Source organism: Bacillus sp. FJAT-49711, from assembly GCF_018343715.1.
GTDB lineage: Bacteria > Bacillota > Bacilli > Bacillales > Bacillaceae_C > Lederbergia.
Genome location: NZ_JAGYPL010000002.1, coordinates 1,057,532 through 1,075,304, shown reverse-complemented (window position 1 = coordinate 1,075,304; position 17,773 = coordinate 1,057,532). Strand labels below are relative to the sequence as shown.

Here is a 17,773-nt window from a genome sequence, read left to right as displayed (position 1 = left end):
CACTTTTCTTAGTGTAATCCGATCATCACTGGACACATCAATACTCAATAGTAAAAATAGGCTGATCTAGTTTATTTATATATAAATTAAACTCTCCTGGTTCAATCGTTTGCTCCAAATTCGCATTCAAATAATACAAGTCATCTAATGTAATAGTAAATTCTACAGGAACACTCTGAAACGGTGGAACGTTTACAATTTGGTATTTTTTCATTTCTCGTGTTGGTCGTACAGCCCTTGATACTAGATCCTCAATATACAAAATAGCAATTTCTGAATAACCAAATTGACTTTGATTATTAACTTGAAATGATATTGTTATTTCTTGATCTTTCGTAATTTTATTACTTGATATTTGAAAATTAGAATACTCTGTATTTGTATACGTCAACCCGTGTCCGAAAGAGAATAGTGGTCCAATTTCGCAATCCTGATACCTGCTGCTATAGTTTGAAGCGTTCGCCAGTCGTCCTGAACTATATTCATTATAGTGAATGGGTACCTGAGCGGAATATCGCGGAAATGACATCGTTAATTTCCCTGACGGTGTATCGTTTCCAGTGATAAGCTCCGCAATCGCTATACCTGCTTGTGTTCCTGGATACCAGCACCAAAGCAAGGATGGAATATCATCAATGATGTTTTGAAGTGCTAACGGTCTACCTGAAAAACAGACACAAGCATATGGCTTATTCATCTTTTTCACTGCTTGTATAAGCCTTCGTTGTCTTTCTTCCAATTCAATGTTAACACTGCTATGCCCTTCCCCGCTTAACTCCCAACTTTCTCCGACAGCAACAATAATATAATCGCAATGGTCCAGTTCATCTTTTGGACAGTCTTCGAAATGATCATATGCTTTTATTTCCAGAGAATCATCCACAAGCTTCATGCCTTCCGCAAGAGTAACGACATCCTCGAAGCTACCCTTACAACTCCAATTACCGAGTAATTCACTTGTGTTAGAAAAAGGTCCAATTATTATTATATTTTTGTGTTCTTTGCCTATTGGCAACATTTGATCATTTTTCAGTAATACACAACTTTTTTTTGCCGTTTCCTTGGCAAATTCTAATGACTTTGTATTTAAAATAACTTCCTTTTCCAACTCTTCGTCAACAAAAGGGTTTTCAAAAAGTCCCATTTCATTTTTAAGTTGTAAAATTTTTAATACTGCTGCATCTATATCATTAAGAAGAGTGGGATTTTCCGCTAATAGTGTTTCGAAATGTTCAAGGTATAATGTTGAAACCATTTCAATGTCTATTCCCGCTTTTAAAGCCAACTGAGCAGCTTCCTTTCCATCTTTAGCCACTCTATGGTTTTGAAGCTCGGATACAGCACCCCAATCAGAAATTACAATATCATTAAATTGATACTGGTCTCTTAATATATCTTTCAACATTTCTTCACTTGCGCTTACTGGAATCCCATTAAAAGTATTAAATGAACTCATAACAAATTTCGGTTTTTCACTCAGAGCTATCTCATAAGACTTACCATAGTATTCGAAAAATTCTCTCCAAGACATATCGACGGTATTATAATCTTTTCCGCCAATACCTGCTCCGTATGCAGCAAAATGCTTTAAGCAAGCAGCAACACCCTTTTGAGAAATTTTACCTTCATCGGATTTTTGGTAGCCTTTAATCATTGCTCCACCAAGTTTACCTGATAAAATATGATCTTCTCCAAAAGACTCCATTACTCTTCCCCATCTAGAATCTCTCACAAGATCTACCATTGGGGAAAAGTTAACATGGATGCCTGCAGACCGTAATTCAGATGCAATGTCTTCCGCAACTTTCATCAAAATGCCTTCATCCCAGGTACAAGATAGGGCGAGTGGAATAGGAAAAATAGTCTTGTACCCATGAATGGCATCATGCATAAAAAGCAAAGGGATTTTCAATCTTGATTTCTTTAAATACTCAGATTGTATTAAATTAGTAATTTTTGCACTCGAAGCGCCTATGACACTTCCCATTGTATATAAAGTATCTTCTTTTAATATTTGGCGTGAAACGTCTGGCCCAGTTTCCACCATTTCATCATCAATTTTACCTACATAATGCTCTCCAGTAATTTGTGAAAGCTGTCCAATCTTCTCTTTAAGTGTCATTTCTTTTAGCAATTCTATAACCTTTTTATTATTCATGAAATATTTATTACCCCCTAGAAAACTACTTCCACTCCAACTTCGGCAATATATCCTTCTGCAGTTCGCAGATTTCATCAATCATGGCACATGCTTGGTAATAGGTGGGAGCTTGTGGATCTAGTAAAATCGCTTGCAATAGTTTTGTTTTAGATTGTTCCACAAATGCTTCAAGCAATAGTTTGTGGATCGTTCCTTGAATATGGATGGTTCCGATAATCGCGGTCGGTAATTCAACAGTCATTGGAATTAACTTGATTCCTTGTCCGTTAACAATGGCTTGCGTTTCTACAACCATATCGTCTGGCAGCCCTTTGATTGCTCCATTATTTTGCATATTGACGGAGTTTAGCTGAATTTCTTCATCGAAAAAGATCGCTTCAATAATTGGAATCGCATATTCATTACTTTTTTGAACCTTGTCTTTATCGAAAGTAAACGTCTCTGCAATCCATTCTTCTTGAGTCATATCGTCTGAAAATAGCCCTTTATCCAACGTATGGCCATCGGCACAATATATAAATTCTGGAACCCTTGAATGTTCTTCCCAAAGTTTTTCTCTTATCGGGTCATAACGATACTGCAAGGCTAATCCTGCGTAAAAATCTTCTGCCCATGAAACATACTCGCCAATATGATTTGTACCCGGATAAGGATAGTAGCCGTACGTGCGATACATCGTTCTGGAAAGCCCAATATGATCAAATTGCGCCAATCGATCCGCTTTCTTTTCCTTTTCATCAAATAACGGATATAAATCTTCCCCTGTTTTTTTGTTCCAAATTTTTGTGAAGAAGCCAAAATGGTTCAATCCTCCACCTTCGATTCCAATTTCCTCTTTGTCCATTTCTAAAAACTGAGAAATCTGGTCGATACCCATGTCCAATCCATGGCAAAGACCTACTATTTTTATAGTAGTCATTTTTGAAATAGCTTCTACTAGCTTTGCCTCAGGGTTTGTGAAATTAATGAACCAAGCATCTGGACATACCTTTTCCATCATTCTAGCAATCTCAAGCATTGGCCCAAGATTTCTTAATGTATGGAACATAGAACCAGGTCCGCCATTTTCCCCATAAATTTGCTTACTCCCATAACGGCGTGGAATATGAAAGTCTTGGGACCAATAAAAATAACGATTCACTTCAATAGCAACAATGACAAAGTCAGCTCCAGTAAGTGCTTCCTCTAAATTGGTAGTCTGTGAAATTTTTGCTGGATGTGAGAAAGCCGCAAACATTTCTTTTGTGTATTCGTATGTTCTCATCACATTTTTTTCCGCGATATCCATCAAAGCGATTTCAAGATTTACTTGATTTTTTAATTTATCTGATAAAACCATATCCTGAAGTGCCCCTAAGGCAAAAGACAAGCTTCCTGCTCCGACAAGCGTTACTTTCATATTTTTCATAACGATCATTCTCCTTTTGATTTTTTTAAGGCGATAAAGCCCGCCCCAATTATTCCCGCGTCAGGACCGAATTTTGACATTACGATTTTGGCTTTCCCTTTTAAATTAGGAAGGATCTTTTTTTCAGCACTTTCAATAATTCTTTCGATTAACCATTGATTATGGTAAATAACCGCTCCACCAAAAACAAAAATATGCGGATCCATCGTTTGCATTAATGAAGCAATGGCATTTGAAAAGCGCTCAATCCATAATTCAATCACTTCCACTGCATGAATATCTTTTGCATGATATTTTTCAAAAAGTAAACGGGATGTAGCTTCACTACCATATAAGCGTTTACTTTCTTGTTCCAAAGCTTGACCACTGCATAATAATTCTAATGATCCATTGCGATCGGAAACCATCATATTCCCAATCTCCCCCGCGTAGCCATGAGCACCGTGAAAGATGTCATTATTCACAACAATTCCGCTTCCGATCCCTGTACTAATTGTGATGTACATTGAATGTTGATACCCTTTAGCTGCACCATAATTAGATTCTAGCAACGCAATGACATTTACATCATTCTCAAAAAAAACATCATATCCTGGAAAATAAGAACAGATTTTTTGAATGCTCATGTTCTCCAAAAACGGAATGTTCGTCGCATCAAAAATAATTTTTGTATCATCCCGCCAAGGAACAGGCATCGCAATCCCAATTTTATCTGCTTTTCGATCAACATCCACCTTGCTAATCATTTTCCTCACATATGTAAACATATCCCCTGCATTACGGAATTGAGTTTGCAATGCTGTTTCTTTCCGAATTAATTGAAGCTGCTTATCAAGAAAACCAACTCGGATATTAGTCCCCCCAATATCTATACCAATTACTCCGTCACTCATGATTCGGACACCCATTACGGATATACTTTGCTGCATCCGAATCCACATAAAAATCGATATGATCATAATTTAATAATTTTTGAGCAGGGAGATTAGCTTCTTGGTTAGAAAAAATTTCTTTTACGATATGAGCCTTATGTTCGCCTGTAATGACGACAATCACCCGTTTACTATTTATTATCTGATTTAAACCTAACGTAATTCCTTTTTCTAGATCCGTACGTTGAGCAAAGTACTTTTGGGCGACAGTCTTTGTCGTTTCTGATAAATCTACAATGCTGCTATAGTCTAAAGCAGGGCACCCCGGTTCATTTAATCCAATATGACCATTCATTCCGACTCCCATTAAACTAAATGTAATAGGGTGGTTTTCAATAAATTGATCTATTCTTTCACATTCTTCTTGCATATTGTGGGAAGTTCCATTGAAAAATTGAATTTGCTCGCTATCTAGTTGGAGCAAAGAAAATAAATCCTTGTTCAACATTTGGTAACAGCTGCCTTCAGAATTACGGTCAATTCCGACCCATTCATCTAAACTTACGATTTTAAGTTTCTTTAACTTTTCTTCATCCATGATTTCTGCAAATTGTTTATATCCTTTTTCAGGTGTGCTTCCAGAAGCCAAACAAAAAACAGGCTGTTCATCATGATTGAGTGATTCGTTCATCTCTTCTGCAATTTTTCTTGCAATTTCCTCTGTACTTTCAACTATTTTTATCATCATGTCCACTTCCTGAAATTACTTTTAAGATCTCTTGTTGGAGCATAAGTATAGCGGCTCCAAGTGCAGTTGAATGATCTGAATGGCTAACCGAAATATTGGGCAGCCAATCTGTGTATTGTTCAACATATTTTTTTGTACTTTCTAAGACAGCATCCGGAAATAAGGATATTGTCTTTCCGCCAATAATGATTTGATCGATATCCAATATACTAATAATGCTCGTGATCGTAAGCGCTAGTTTTTTTGAAATATAATGTATGCAAGCTTTCATACCAGATTCAGAATGCAAATCAAATGATTGGAGTAAATATTCACTCCCAATTTTACTTTCCAGCCACCCGACCGAAGAAGGATCCCTTTTATAATCCTCATCGAAACACAAGTATTCCAGTTCTCCAGCACTTGCATTAAATCCTCTATGCAGCTTTTTATTAATAATAATGCCGGAACCAATTCCGTCCCCTAATGTTATGTGAACAAGGTCGGTCACGGAAGACTCGGTATTTTCTAAATTTCTAAATTCAGCTACCGTAGAGGCATTCACATCGTTCTCAAGAATAATGGGTAACTGCACCTTACTTTTTAGGCTTTCAATAATGCCCTCGTAAAAGAAATCCTGTTCCTTATATTCCTTTGTTTTCATTCTGATTGTCTTTTTTCTAGTATTAATGGCGCCATCAACACCGATGCCGATTCCTAAGACAACACTATTTGTTTCCGCTGCCTTTTTCTTCATCCGCTCTACAATTTCATCAAAAACCGGAATGAACTCTTCACTGTAAAAAGGAATCTCTGTTTCCATAGAATAAGAATCAATGATTTTGCTATGTAAATTTACAAGTAGCGCGGTAATCCTTTTGCCAATCATTTGAATTCCAATCGTGACATAACTATTTTCAACAAAGCGATAGACCGTTCTTTTCCTGCCTAGACCACCCGAACCTTCTCGACTTTCACCAGTAGCCTTTAAAATACCTATTTGATCAAAAAAATTAACAATTTTACTAACGGTTACAAAACTAATTGCCGTTTTTTCCGTAATCTCTACTTTCGCCAATTCGGGATTTTGCAACAATATATCGAAGATGATTTTTCTGTTTTCGTCTTTTATATCATTCGGTAAGTAAGACTTCATTTCTTACACTCCTTAAATAATATACTATATTAATTAATGAAGTTAAATAATTAAAGAAAAAATAAAAATCAACAATCATGCTGATTTAAAAATAATTATAACCGTCCACTTTTATATGTCAAGCAAAAATTTATTATTTTGATTTCTACATTGCGTCTTATTGTTCCATTATATTCACATGATCGGCCGTTCCATCAGGCCCCATCACGAATTGAAGCTCAAACAATCCGAGGCGATAAATATAATTTATTTCATCCGTCTTACTGATTTTTCGTATTTCATCCGGCTCCCTTATTTGTTCTTTCAAATCCTGAACAGTTATCCCTCCAAGATTCGTCTGTCTTTCAACATTCGTCCCTCTATATCGCGCTTCCTTTAATACGCCGCCATCATCATAAGCCAAATCATAAGACGCATTTCCCATTGAGCCATGATATCGTTCAAATCCATTTTCCTTTTCTTCGGGTTCACCAATTAACTCATAAACTTCATCGCGTTTCGTTTTCCCAATATAAATTCCATCACCGAGTTTATATACACGTCCATCTTTCGCGTCCTTCACTAAATCATTCAATGTATCTATCGCCATTTGTTTCTGTTCGCTTTCAACAGATTGATTTTCTGTATGTCCTTCTTCAGATTCGGAATCATTCACTTCTTGTTCCTCCTTAGACCCCGCTTCATCAGAATGATTCTCCTCAGTTTCAGATTCATTTGACGGTGAATCATTTGTTTCGTCATTTTCGGCAGCATTTGACTGCGAAGCATCAGTCTCCTTATTTTCGGCTGCATTTGACTTAGAACCATCTGTTTGAGAGTTGGCTTCATCTACCTTTTTCTGATCACATGCACCCAATCCGAGCAGTAGGATAATTGAAATAATAAGACAACTCGATTTCTTCATACTTCCCCACCTTTCTAAATAATCTTATTTAATAAATTTACCCTCTCTACATGAAAGATAACAAAAAATCGCCAGCAACCTAGGTTGATAGCGATTTTTCTTATTTCTCATTGTTTTGAATAGACGAGCTTCCCTGCTTTATATGTCTGTACGATATTTACCTGATTTTCGTCCCAGCTAAAAATAACTAAGTCAGCGGGAGCTTTTCGGTTAAGTCCTCTATCTGTAGGCAATTTCATAAAATGAGAAGGCCGTGTGGATGCCATCTCCCACGCTTCATGCAATGTTGTTATTCCACTTTTATATAGATGCCCAATTCCTTCTTTTAACATTAGTGCGGATCCCGCCAAGATGTTTGAATTGTCTTTCGTATGAAGCTTCCCTTCAGCAGTTAAAACAACATGGCCGCCGATATGAGTTTCATATTGTCCAGGGGCTAATCCACTCAAATACACTGCATCACTTACTAGCATCGCACGTGACTCTTTCACCTTCATTGCAACTTTCAAAAAGGATTCCGGAAGATGAAACCCATCTGCAATAAGACTCGCCCACAAATCGTCTTGTGCCAATTGCTCCCAAATATAATTCGGATGACGGGGCAGCATTAAGTGCGCGGCATTTCCAAGATGAGTGGACATCGTAGCTCCAGCGGCAACGGCTTCCCTTATTTGTCCAGGGGTCGCGGCAGTATGTCCTATCGCCACGACAACACCGCTTTCCACGCATTTCTCGATAAATCCAACCGCATTTGGCCACTCTGGTGAGATCGTAATGATCCTAATTCTTCCTTTTGCCGCTTCCTGCCATCTTTGAAAGAGATCCCAATCAGGAGCTTTTACGAATTCTTTCCCGTGTGCACCCCTTGGTCCGTCTTCAGGAGAAATAAAAGGTCCTTCTATATGAATACCAGCGATACAATGATTGATAATTGGATTCTGATCGCAAGAAACAGCTATTGTTTTTACTGCGTTTTCAATAGCCTCATCACTATTCGTAATAATTGTCGGATAATATGAAGTTACCCCTTCTGCCCACAATGCACTCGTCATGTGTTCAACAAGACCGTCCGGAATCGGCAGTGTATTAAAATCATAACCTTTATAGCCATTAATTTGTATGTCAACGAGCCCAGGTGCTATGTAAAAAGGAGATTCTTGTTCAATAGTCTCTTCAATATTAGTGATTTCCCCTTCTTCAACCGTAACAGAAATCGATTCGCCGGTAGCATAGTGCCTTCCCTTTATCATCATAATGCACCATAAGAATCCCTATCCAAATAAAGAATACAGTTTGAATGACGGCGTAAGATGGTAGCAGGATTTTCTGTTGAGATCGGACCTTGCAAAACTCCTCTCACAGCCTGCCTTTTTGTAGGGCCAGGAACCATGCAAAATAAATGGTGGCCCGACATCAATGTTGGGATCGTTAACGTAATTGCACGAGTCGGCACTTCTTCAATACTTGAAAAACAGCCATCATTTACTTGTTGCTGACGGCAAACCTCATCCAATTCCACAACTTTAATTACTTCTGGATCGTCAAAATCAGCGACAGGAGGATCATTAAAAGCGAGATGGCCATTTTCTCCAATCCCTAAGCAAACAATATCGATTGATTCTTCCTTGATTAGATTCCCATAGCGTGAAAGTTCACCCTCCACATTCCCCGAGCTATCCATTAGATGCACCTTTCCAGGTCTCACTTCATCAAACAGATGACTTTTCAAAAATTCACCAAAACGTTGCGGCGCGTCAGGCTCTAGTCCAATATATTCGTCCATATGGAACGCAATGACTCTGGTCCAATCGATGCTCGCATCCTTCTTTAACGTATCAAAAAATTCACTTTGTGAAGGAGCTGCTGCAAAGATCATTCTAACCGTATCCTGATTTTCCAAAAGTTCCTTTAGCTTTTTCGAAACCTGTGCCGCAGCTGCTTTCCCTAAATCCACCCGTGTCTCGTACACCTGGACAACTAAATTCTCAATTTGTTCCACAGCTATGCTCATTGTTCATCCTACCCTCTCAATATTTTTCTCAAGCCTTCCAATGTCATTTCAGTCCCAGCTTTTGCTGTTCCACCATCTGGTATATAATGTGTTTCAATTGTAAAAAGGCCTTCGTAGCCATCATTTTTAAGTGCTTGAAGCTGATGGGAAAAAGGCACCATTCCCTCACCGATTGGAACACATTTATTAGCAAAAGCGTCTTTCAAATGAACGTGGCCAATAAACCCTCTTACTTTTTCGTATCCTTCCGGAAACGCAGGACGGCCTCCGTATACTTCATTCCCCGGGTCCCATAGTACCTTTAAGTTCGGTGAATCTACATGTCGAACGATATGAGCAACTTCAGAGGCATAGCCGCCATTGCAAGAGTTTTCGTTTTCGAGTAAAAGCAAAATATCATGTTTAGCCGCTGTACTAGCAGCCTTCTTTAAGTAACCGATGATCTCTTCCTCGTATGCAAAGGGATCTTCCTCCCTCCAAAAGGAAAAAATTCTAATTTTATTTGCATTTAATTTCTTACAAATCTCTATTACTCTTTCTAACTTTAAAAAGTGACGTTCCACACTCTCCTCTTGTTGCCCAAATGTATCCCCTGAAGCCACAGCTCTTGAAGGATCGAGGGCACATTTAAAAATAGGTGAAGCGATTGCCGAAACAAACAATCCTCTTTTTTCAACTTCAAAAAGCAATAGTTCCAATTCCTGATCCGTAAAATCAACGATATTTTTCCCATCTACCATCCGAATTTCGACATGCCTTAACCCATTGCTTTCCGCCCAGTCCAATGCTTCCGTAATATCCTGGGATACCTCATCCGTTAAAACTCCTAATCTTTCAAAAATCAAATTGCTCACTCCTTATAATCTCACCATTAATCCCGTTTCACGACTTTCGTTTGCCGCTTCCAAAAACCTAGTAATCTCTAATGTTTCCCAGTCGTTAATGGGAGATTTGCCAGTTTTGAAAAATTGAATGATCTCTTCTAATAAAGACGCATAATATGGTTTTTTATCGGCATTAATATCTACGTATTGTGTTCCTTTTTCACGGTGAATCAAGGCACCAAATGAAGAATTGCCTTTTCGATTTCCACGTACACTACCAATTCGCCCATCTTTCCATTCTCCAACTATGAGATCATGATTATCATTTTTCGTCACGGTGACTTTTTCGCATCCAGGTCCTAACATCCTGTAAAGCATTTCTACCGTATGAATTCCATACCAAAATAATCCGTGAGTAGGTTCCATCGCAAGCGGTCCAAAACAGTCCACCCCATAAACGGCGCCGTCATGATTAAGGGCATCCGTTAATCCTTCCGAATATCTAAGCGCAGAACAACTCATCACAGGCGTCCCGAATTGCTCACTTAAACGAAAAATTTCTCTCGCATCCTCTGAAGTCGTTGCAAACGGTTTATCAATAAAAGTCGGCTTACGAAACGCGGCAATTTTACTAAATTGTTCCAAATGGACCCGACCATCTACAGACTCTAACAAAATCGCATCACAAACTTCTGCCACATCTTCAAGAGATTGAACAATTTTAATGCCCTGTTCACGAATCTCCTTTGTAAACCCCTCCACTCGTAAGGAACTAAATTCCATATTTTTAGACCCGCCTGGAAACGCGGCGATAATTTCCCCTCCAAGAACTTGACGCTCATTTAACAGCTTTGTAAAGGCGATCACGTGTGACGTATCCAGTCCGATCATTCCAATTTTTATCATCGTCTCCATCTCCCTTCACACTTTTACTTCTTTTCCAGTCTTCGAAGATTCATAGATCGCTAAGATTAAATCAACCGCTTTTCGTGCTTCCTCACCAGGGACAAGTGGTTCACGATCCTCCCGAACGGCCTGAATGATATCTTCAACAAAAAGATAATGCCCCTCATCTGAAATGGCCTTTGGATCACTGCCTCCACCTTCATTATTTCCAACTTTAGGAATCGTTTCATCACCATTAAGAAACTTCCATTCTTTAAAACCACTATCCGCAAAAATGATCGAACCATGTTCCCCGTGTATTTCAAACCTCGTCTCCTGTCCAGGATAAACAGAAGTTGTCCCTTGAATAACTCCAAACGCTCCATTTTTATATTTGACCGTAATTACTGCAGTATCCTCGACTTCAATATTTCGGACTAAAGGAGCTGTATAAGCGAAAACAGACTCAACATCCCCGACCATCCATTGAATAAGGTCAATCCCGTGCACCCCTTGATTCATTAGAGCTCCGCCGCCATCCAACTCCCAAGTTCCTCTCCATCCAGCACTCTCATAGTATTCCGGACTGCGATAATATTTTAAGTAAGCATCCCCGAGGACAAGCTTTCCTAGTTTCCCGTCTTGAATGGCTTTCCGAGTAATAACCGCCGCATCCAGCGTCCTTCTTTGGTAAACGCAACCTAACTTCACCTTATTGTTTTTACAAACTTCTATCATTTCACTCATATTTTCTCGTGTAATATCCAGCGGTTTCTCACATAGTACATGGATCCCTGCTTTTGCAGCCGCAATCGTTATTTCCGCATGCAGCCCGCTCGGAACACAGACGGATACAATATCAATCTCTTCTTTTTTAAACATATCTTCATAATCAATATACGTTTTTGACACTCCGAATTCACTAGCCAGCTTTTCCGCCTTCTCAATTTCAGTATCACAAATAGCGACTAAATCAGCATTACTGTTCGCACTGATGGCCTTTGCATGAAAAGGAGCAATAACACCCGCTCCAACAATGGCAAATTTCATTTTATTTGGCATATAGCCCACTCCTTCAAAATAAATTAAAGCGCTTTCCATTCAAATGAAAAACTAGCCTTTTATATAGAAATTCTATGTTGATTAATAATATCCTTTAACAATCATTATTTCGTGACATCTTTACATAAAAAAAAATGTACCCGAACTTTAAATATCGGGACATTTTTCAGTAAGTAAATCTATAATTTAAATTTATGAATAGCATTTACATTCACGACTTTTTCTAAAAAATTGCTTATATATGCTGTTTGTTCTACTCCTACAACATTCAAAAATCGGGACTGACTAACGTACAAAGTCAGCCCCTTCTTTCCATTCATTCACCCATTACAGCTGAAGGTATCTTTTTTGCGTTAAAATAAACTAAGCCAACGATGCCAATAAAAGTAAAGGCAGCCATAAGAAAGTATAGAGTGGAGCCTCCATACGTATCAAAGATAAACCCGCCTCCAAAGGAACCAATGATTCCTGTCACACCAAACACAATAATCATGAAAGCCATATGGCCAGTTGCTTGCATTTCTACCGGAAGCCGTTTATACAAATACTCAATCGCTCCCATAAATAAAATGACATAGCAAACCCCATGCAATGCCTGGACGGTAAGGAGGAGATAAGGATTGGTAATAAAGCCAATGGCGATCCAACGACCCATATATAGAATTCCAGCAAGGATGATATAGTGGATTGGTTTTTGGGGACGAAACCAAAGTGTCGCTGTGAAAAACATAATCGCCTCACTCGATACACCAATAAACCACAACCAACCTACAAGTGTCTCATCCCCGCCAATATCAAATAAATACAAGCTGATAAAGCTGTCATTCATACGATGAGTTAAAGTAATAAACGAAACAATAAAGAAAAAGAGCAATAAGGTTGGATTTTTAAAAAAGGTTCCTACCTGCTTAAAGTCCATTTTTTCTGTCCCCGTTTTTGCATCTGTCAACCGCATGCTTAACAAAAATAAAATAACTCCAATAAAAATCATTGGATAAGCAAGGTATTGAATTCCTATTTTGGCAAATAAAAATCCGCTCATTAGGGAAATTAAGGCAAATCCGATGGCTGCCCATGAACGTATAGAGCCAAAAGAAACTCCGTTCTGGTCCGCAAGCCGTTTTGTTAAGTTTTCTGTTAAGGGAAAAAGAGCATTATAAAAAAGAAAAAAGAACGAGCCAGCAACAAAAATCCAGGCAATATGGGAAAGCTGAAAAATCCATACGAGACCAAGCACACTCCCGAGGACAACCGCGATCACAATCTTTTTTACCGTTTTGTATTTATCGCTTATCAATCCCCAAAACGGCTGCCCGATAAGACCGGCAAATGTTCCAAGCGCTAAAAACATTCCAATTTCCGAAGTAGTTAATCCTACATGCTTAAAATAAAGTGGAAAATAGCTGACTACAAAAGTATTCATCGCCCCAACTAAAAATAAAAATCCCTTTAAATTCCGAAATAACGGTTTCTGATTCATATGTACGCTTCCTTTTCTATGGTGTTCCCGCTACTGAGCACCGCCTATAATATGAACTAATTCAATACAAAAAAAAGACCCTTTTCCATGCAAAAGAGAATGAAGCCGCTTCAATTAATGTTTTAATCTATTAATCAAGTAGAACTGGACGATGTCTTTATCCTCAAACAGGCAAAACAAAAAACCTGAAATTTGCCTTTTTTCAGTTCAGCAGTTTTCCATCTTAGCTTGGGTTATTTTCTTCTTTACGAAAAAGTGCCAGCATCTTAGATTTTACACTGAATGTTCGAAATAGGCTATTTTATATGTCTTTGTGGGAGGAAATTTTTTGAGGTTCATTTCAATTTTTTCAACTTATGGTTTTACTAGCTTCAAAAGCAAATTCATCCTTCAAAAAAATGCACCCATCAATAAAAAATGGGTGCATTTCTTTCAGCTTATATATTAAAGTTTAAACCTATGAATTAATCCATTTAAATTCTCAGCTAATTTAGCAAGATCGGTCGAATTATTTGCTACTTCTTCCATTGAACTGCTTATTTGTTCAGATGAAGCCGATGTTTCTTCTACTCCTGCAGCAGATTCTTCAGAGATCGCTGCAATTTCCGTAATAGATTCTTGCATTTTTTCGCTGTTGGAAGAAATTTTTAAGATTATATCAGATACGGTTTTAATCGTATTCGCCATTTCTTTTACAGATGTACTGATTTCATTAAAGGTTTCTCTCGTCGTTTCGATTTGACTCGTTCCTTGAGCCACCTCTTTATAGCCCATCTCCAGTGAATCCGTTACGATGCTAGACTCATTTTGGATGCCGGAAACAATTCCAGTTATATCCGTTACCGAATTGGATACTTGTTCTGCGAGTTTCCTTACTTCATCCGCGACTACCGCAAAACCACGACCTTGCTCACCTGCTCTTGCTGCTTCAATTGCTGCGTTTAGTGCAAGTAAATTCGTTTGATCAGCAATTTCTTGAATAACCGCAACTAATTTAGATATTTCCTGCGATTTCTCGTCCAGCCCTTTCACCTTTTGAACAGCATCTTGAACGATTTGATCAATCTTACCCATTTGCTCGCTTGAAGTTTCCATTAAGCGACTGCCTTCATCGGTCATTTCTAATACATTAGTAGAAACTTTTAAAATTCGATCGCCATTATCATTCGCTTCTTGAACGATAGTAGAGAATGAAGCCATTCGTTCAGCCAACTCACCTGCAATGGTAGCTTGCGACTCGGTTCCTACTGCCAATTCTTGCATCGTCCCTGCGATTTGTTCCGAACCTGAGTTCACCTCGTTCGCAGATTGCGTTAATTCTTCACTGTGACTCGAAATCGTTCCAGTAACAACGTTGATTTCACTGATCAATTCACGTATTTTGTCATTCATTTCATTTGTCGTATCAACTAATTGCGCAATCTCATCCCTTGATGAAATATGCAGAGAATCCTGACTTAGATCCCCACTTGCAATAACCTTCATCCGCTCCATTACTTTCTTAATCGGACGAGTGACTAGGCTAGAAGTAATAAGCGCTGCAGCAATGCTAACGGCAATCACTAATATGATAAAAATGGATACAATATATACCGTTTTTTCTCCATTCGATATGATGTTATCGCCTTTTTGATGAATGATTTCTTCCCTGTCCGAAGCAATTTTTTCATATTCCATGATGATATCCTCTGCTTCTTGAGTGGATGCCGCATGGTTACGGTTTGCCAACGTTTTTTGTCCTTTATCATACATAGCAAAAACATTCGTTTCAATGTCTTTTCGCCAAGCAATCGAACGCTGGACAAGCTGTTGAAATTCCTCAGAAGCACCTAAATCTATCGCCTTCTTTTCATCTACGATCGCTTTTTTAGATAACTCTTCAAACTGACTTCGATATTTCCCATCTTCAAATAACAAAAATCCCCGTAAAGCCGATACCCGCTTATCAACATTGGCTGCCAATTCATGATCAATCATTAAAATCTGCAACTCTTTATCCAGGATATCCTCAGTATCTTGATTCACATTCTTAACAGAAATAAAATTATACAACCCAAAAGCAACAAACAACAAAATAACAAGCGAAAACCCAACCAAAACCTTCGCCCTCAAACTCCTAAAACTAAACAAACTCCCCACTTCCCAACCTCTTCCCATATGTATTTTCTAAGATGTCCATTTGACTCTACAATATTTCGATACTCTAAATATACAATATTTAAAACAAGAGTGCCAGGCACCCGAACAATTCAGAATAGTTCCAGAGTTGTTTGGGTGCCTGGCACTCACACAATTGTACTCGTTCAATTCCCCATTTCAGGGATCCACACTCGCATCTCTCCAGGTTCGCGATTGTCCCAGGCGTAGTAAGGAATGGCTGTGAATTTGTATGGCGAAGTATTTGGTTTATCGGCTATATAAAGTTTGTTATCCCAACCGCTGTCATCTAGTACTATGCCTTCACCAGAGATTTTAACGACTCCGTCAAGAAGGCTAGGAATGAAATCTTCATCAAATTTACCGTCTTTACATATACCTATTTTTTGTAGTGATTCAATATTATCAATAGATTCCAAGCAATATACAATTGGCCCTCTTTGTATTGCAACATGATTAATATTTTGACGTACTTTTGGATTTGAATAATAACGTTGAGCAGGCATGGGTAATATTAGCTTTACTGTATCATCGGTGGACCATTCTTTTTCAATGGTTAAGTACCCATTTAGAAGCTTATCCGTCATCTCAATTTTCTCTCGATTTATTTCTATTTGGGCGTCTTTACACCACTCTGGAATTCTAAGTTTTAGGCTAAATACAAGAGGCTTACTAAGCTCAAAATTAATAGTAATATCCCCATCCCAAGGATAATTTGTCTTTTGATGTAGAATAACCTTTTGATTCTTAATATTAAAATTCCCACTACCTTGCACATACAAATGGGTGGCTATTTCATGGTCGCTTTGGGAATAAATATACTCCCCCAAGGAAGCTAGTAATCTAGAAACATTAGGAGGGCAGCAAGCACAACCAAACCAATCCTTTCTATGAACATTTCCAAGACTAGCTAACGGATTTTCATAATAGAATTTCTTCCCATCCAAGGAAATCCCACTGATCACTCCATTATATAATGCACGCTCCATAGCGTCGGTATATTTAGCATCGCAATCAAGCTGTAAAAGACGATGATTCCAGAAAACAACTGCAACGGCTGCGCAAGTTTCACCATATGCCGTTTCATTCGGCAAATCATAATCATAAGTAAACCCTTCATTAGCACGTGTTGATCCAATTCCCCCCGTAATATACATATTTTTATTATGAAGGTTATCCCATAATCGCTCACTTGCTTGAAGAAGGCTTTCATCTCCGAGCTCCCCTGCAAGATCAGCCATTGCAGAATACATATATAGTGCTCTTACAGCGTGACCAACAACTTCACTTTGTTCCCTTACTGGTTTATGTGACTGATTGTAGGCATTCTTATCTGGAAGTCGATTCATGAATGAATCAAACTGGCCAGGATTCTCTTTTTTCTCTAAATCAAAATAATGAGGCTGTTTCCCTCTTTCTTCTATAAAGTACTGACTTAAACGTAAATACTTTTCATCATTTGTTACTCTGTATAACTTAACTAAAGCCAATTCTATTTCCTGATGCCCGCAATATCCTCTCTTTTTTCCCTCTTCCGATCCAAAAACGGTATCTATATAATCTGCATACTTGCATACGACCTCAAATAGCTTCCTCTTCCCCGTTGCTTTAAAGTGGGCAATTCCGGCTTCAATCAAATGACCAGCGCAGTACAATTCATGAGCATCACGCAAATCCTTCCACCTTTTCTCAGGCTCTACAACTGTAAAATATATATTTAGATATCCATCTGGTTGCTGTGCTCCTGCAATTAAATGAATTACTTCATCCAATAGTGCATCAAGCTGTTCATCAGGATGAGTCGCCAAGCTATAACTTGCCGCTTCAATCCACTTCGCAACATCTGACTCCCAGAAAATATGCGGCATAGGCTCCATTCCCGGCTTCCAATCAAGCCGAAAAGCATCAATTCTCCCAGTATTCTTACACTGCTCATACTGAAACGGAATCGTCTGTTCTCGATTAACCTCTAACCTTTTTGCCCAAAACAAATCATCAATCACAACATCAGTAAATGAAATCGGCTTATACTTTTTCAACTGCTTCGTAATCATTTTTTTCCTCCCTTTTAAGAGTTGCTATTGTGCATTAAGAATATTTCGAATTGTTCCTGATTTGTTTGAGTG

14 protein-coding genes and 1 pseudogene are annotated in these 17,773 nt (G+C 38.4%); all 15 read right to left on the bottom strand.

Annotation, left to right across the window (positions count from 1 at the left end):
* Window positions 1–37 precede the first annotated feature (37 nt).
* The 15 genes and pseudogenes from KHA96_RS12610 to KHA96_RS12545 all read right to left on the bottom strand — a co-directional run bounded on the left by KHA96_RS12610 (window position 38) and on the right by KHA96_RS12545 (window position 17,701).
* Window positions 38–2,158: a glycoside hydrolase family 3 N-terminal domain-containing protein gene (locus KHA96_RS12610; protein ID WP_213129617.1), complete on the bottom strand. Its 2,121-nt coding sequence runs from the start codon at window positions 2,156–2,158 to the stop codon at window positions 38–40.
* Window positions 2,159–2,183: 25 nt separating this feature from the next.
* Window positions 2,184–3,569, bottom strand: a complete 1,386-nt coding sequence (locus KHA96_RS12605) for a family 4 glycosyl hydrolase (RefSeq protein WP_213129616.1) — start codon at window positions 3,567–3,569, stop codon at window positions 2,184–2,186.
* 5 nt (window positions 3,570–3,574) lie between these two features.
* Window positions 3,575–4,462 carry an ROK family protein gene (locus KHA96_RS12600; protein ID WP_213129615.1) on the bottom strand — a complete coding sequence of 296 codons (888 nt, stop codon included), beginning with the start codon at window positions 4,460–4,462 and terminating at the stop codon, window positions 3,575–3,577.
* Window positions 4,455–5,186, bottom strand: a complete 732-nt coding sequence (locus KHA96_RS12595; RefSeq protein WP_213129614.1) for a 6-phosphogluconolactonase — start codon at window positions 5,184–5,186, stop codon at window positions 4,455–4,457. The genes KHA96_RS12600 and KHA96_RS12595 overlap by 8 nt, the downstream gene beginning before the upstream one ends.
* Window positions 5,170–6,324: an ROK family protein gene (locus tag KHA96_RS12590; RefSeq protein WP_213129613.1), complete on the bottom strand. Its 1,155-nt coding sequence runs from the start codon at window positions 6,322–6,324 to the stop codon at window positions 5,170–5,172. Before KHA96_RS12590 ends, KHA96_RS12595 begins: the two co-directional genes overlap by 17 nt.
* A gap of 157 nt (window positions 6,325–6,481) precedes the next feature.
* Entirely contained in the window at window positions 6,482–7,228 is a 747-nt protein-coding gene (locus tag KHA96_RS12585) for a DUF4309 domain-containing protein (protein WP_213129612.1), read from the bottom strand.
* Between the two features lie 107 nt (window positions 7,229–7,335).
* A complete protein-coding gene (locus KHA96_RS12580; RefSeq protein WP_213129611.1) occupies window positions 7,336–8,478 on the bottom strand; it encodes an N-acetylglucosamine-6-phosphate deacetylase in 1,143 nt (380 codons plus the stop codon).
* A complete protein-coding gene (locus KHA96_RS12575) occupies window positions 8,478–9,239 on the bottom strand; it encodes a glucosamine-6-phosphate deaminase (RefSeq protein ID WP_213129610.1) in 762 nt (253 codons plus the stop codon). The genes KHA96_RS12580 and KHA96_RS12575 overlap by 1 nt, the downstream gene beginning before the upstream one ends.
* An 8-nt stretch (window positions 9,240–9,247) precedes the next feature.
* Entirely contained in the window at window positions 9,248–10,084 is an 837-nt protein-coding gene (locus KHA96_RS12570; RefSeq protein WP_249315498.1) for a sugar phosphate isomerase/epimerase family protein, read from the bottom strand.
* A 12-nt stretch (window positions 10,085–10,096) separates the two neighbouring features.
* Window positions 10,097–10,969 (bottom strand): Gfo/Idh/MocA family protein, encoded by an 873-nt coding sequence (locus tag KHA96_RS12565; protein ID WP_349305741.1) that lies wholly within the window; start codon window positions 10,967–10,969, stop codon window positions 10,097–10,099.
* A 15-nt stretch (window positions 10,970–10,984) separates the two neighbouring features.
* Window positions 10,985–12,010, bottom strand: a complete 1,026-nt coding sequence (locus KHA96_RS12560; RefSeq protein ID WP_213129608.1) for a Gfo/Idh/MocA family protein — start codon at window positions 12,008–12,010, stop codon at window positions 10,985–10,987.
* A 316-nt stretch (window positions 12,011–12,326) separates the two neighbouring features.
* A complete protein-coding gene (locus KHA96_RS12555; RefSeq protein WP_213129607.1) occupies window positions 12,327–13,490 on the bottom strand; it encodes an MFS transporter in 1,164 nt (387 codons plus the stop codon).
* A gap of 444 nt (window positions 13,491–13,934) precedes the next feature.
* Window positions 13,935–14,753, bottom strand: coding sequence for a methyl-accepting chemotaxis protein (locus tag KHA96_RS23540; RefSeq protein WP_481748240.1), 819 nt, complete (start codon window positions 14,751–14,753; stop codon window positions 13,935–13,937).
* A gap of 138 nt (window positions 14,754–14,891) precedes the next feature.
* Window positions 14,892–15,167: pseudogene (locus KHA96_RS23535) on the bottom strand (HAMP domain-containing protein); the annotation flags it as partial.
* 626 nt (window positions 15,168–15,793) lie between these two features.
* Window positions 15,794–17,701: a glycoside hydrolase family 127 protein gene (locus KHA96_RS12545; RefSeq protein ID WP_213129605.1), complete on the bottom strand. Its 1,908-nt coding sequence runs from the start codon at window positions 17,699–17,701 to the stop codon at window positions 15,794–15,796.
* Between the last annotated feature and the right edge of the window lie 72 nt (window positions 17,702–17,773).

Bases quoted from the DNA above. Each gene is read 5' to 3' on its own strand.
- KHA96_RS12545 (WP_213129605.1), bottom strand. From the start codon at position 17,701: ATGATTACGAAGCAGTTGAAAAAGTATAAGCCGATTTCATTTACTGAT.
- KHA96_RS12595 (WP_213129614.1), bottom strand. From the start codon at position 5,186: ATGATAAAAATAGTTGAAAGTACAGAGGAAATTGCAAGAAAAATTGCA.
- KHA96_RS12580 (WP_213129611.1), bottom strand. From the start codon at position 8,478: ATGATAAAGGGAAGGCACTATGCTACCGGCGAATCGATTTCTGTTACG.
- KHA96_RS12600 (WP_213129615.1), bottom strand. From the start codon at position 4,462: ATGAGTGACGGAGTAATTGGTATAGATATTGGGGGGACTAATATCCGA.
- KHA96_RS23540 (WP_481748240.1), bottom strand. From the start codon at position 14,753: ATGCAAGAATTGGCAGTAGGAACCGAGTCGCAAGCTACCATTGCAGGT.
- KHA96_RS12590 (WP_213129613.1), bottom strand. From the start codon at position 6,324: ATGAAGTCTTACTTACCGAATGATATAAAAGACGAAAACAGAAAAATC.
- KHA96_RS12585 (WP_213129612.1), bottom strand. From the start codon at position 7,228: ATGAAGAAATCGAGTTGTCTTATTATTTCAATTATCCTACTGCTCGGA.
- KHA96_RS12610 (WP_213129617.1), bottom strand. From the start codon at position 2,158: ATGAATAATAAAAAGGTTATAGAATTGCTAAAAGAAATGACACTTAAA.
- KHA96_RS12555 (WP_213129607.1), bottom strand. From the start codon at position 13,490: ATGAATCAGAAACCGTTATTTCGGAATTTAAAGGGATTTTTATTTTTA.
- KHA96_RS12575 (WP_213129610.1), bottom strand. From the start codon at position 9,239: ATGAGCATAGCTGTGGAACAAATTGAGAATTTAGTTGTCCAGGTGTAC.
- KHA96_RS12605 (WP_213129616.1), bottom strand. From the start codon at position 3,569: ATGAAAAATATGAAAGTAACGCTTGTCGGAGCAGGAAGCTTGTCTTTT.
- KHA96_RS12565 (WP_349305741.1), bottom strand. From the start codon at position 10,969: ATGATAAAAATTGGAATGATCGGACTGGATACGTCACACGTGATCGCC.
- KHA96_RS12560 (WP_213129608.1), bottom strand. From the start codon at position 12,010: ATGCCAAATAAAATGAAATTTGCCATTGTTGGAGCGGGTGTTATTGCT.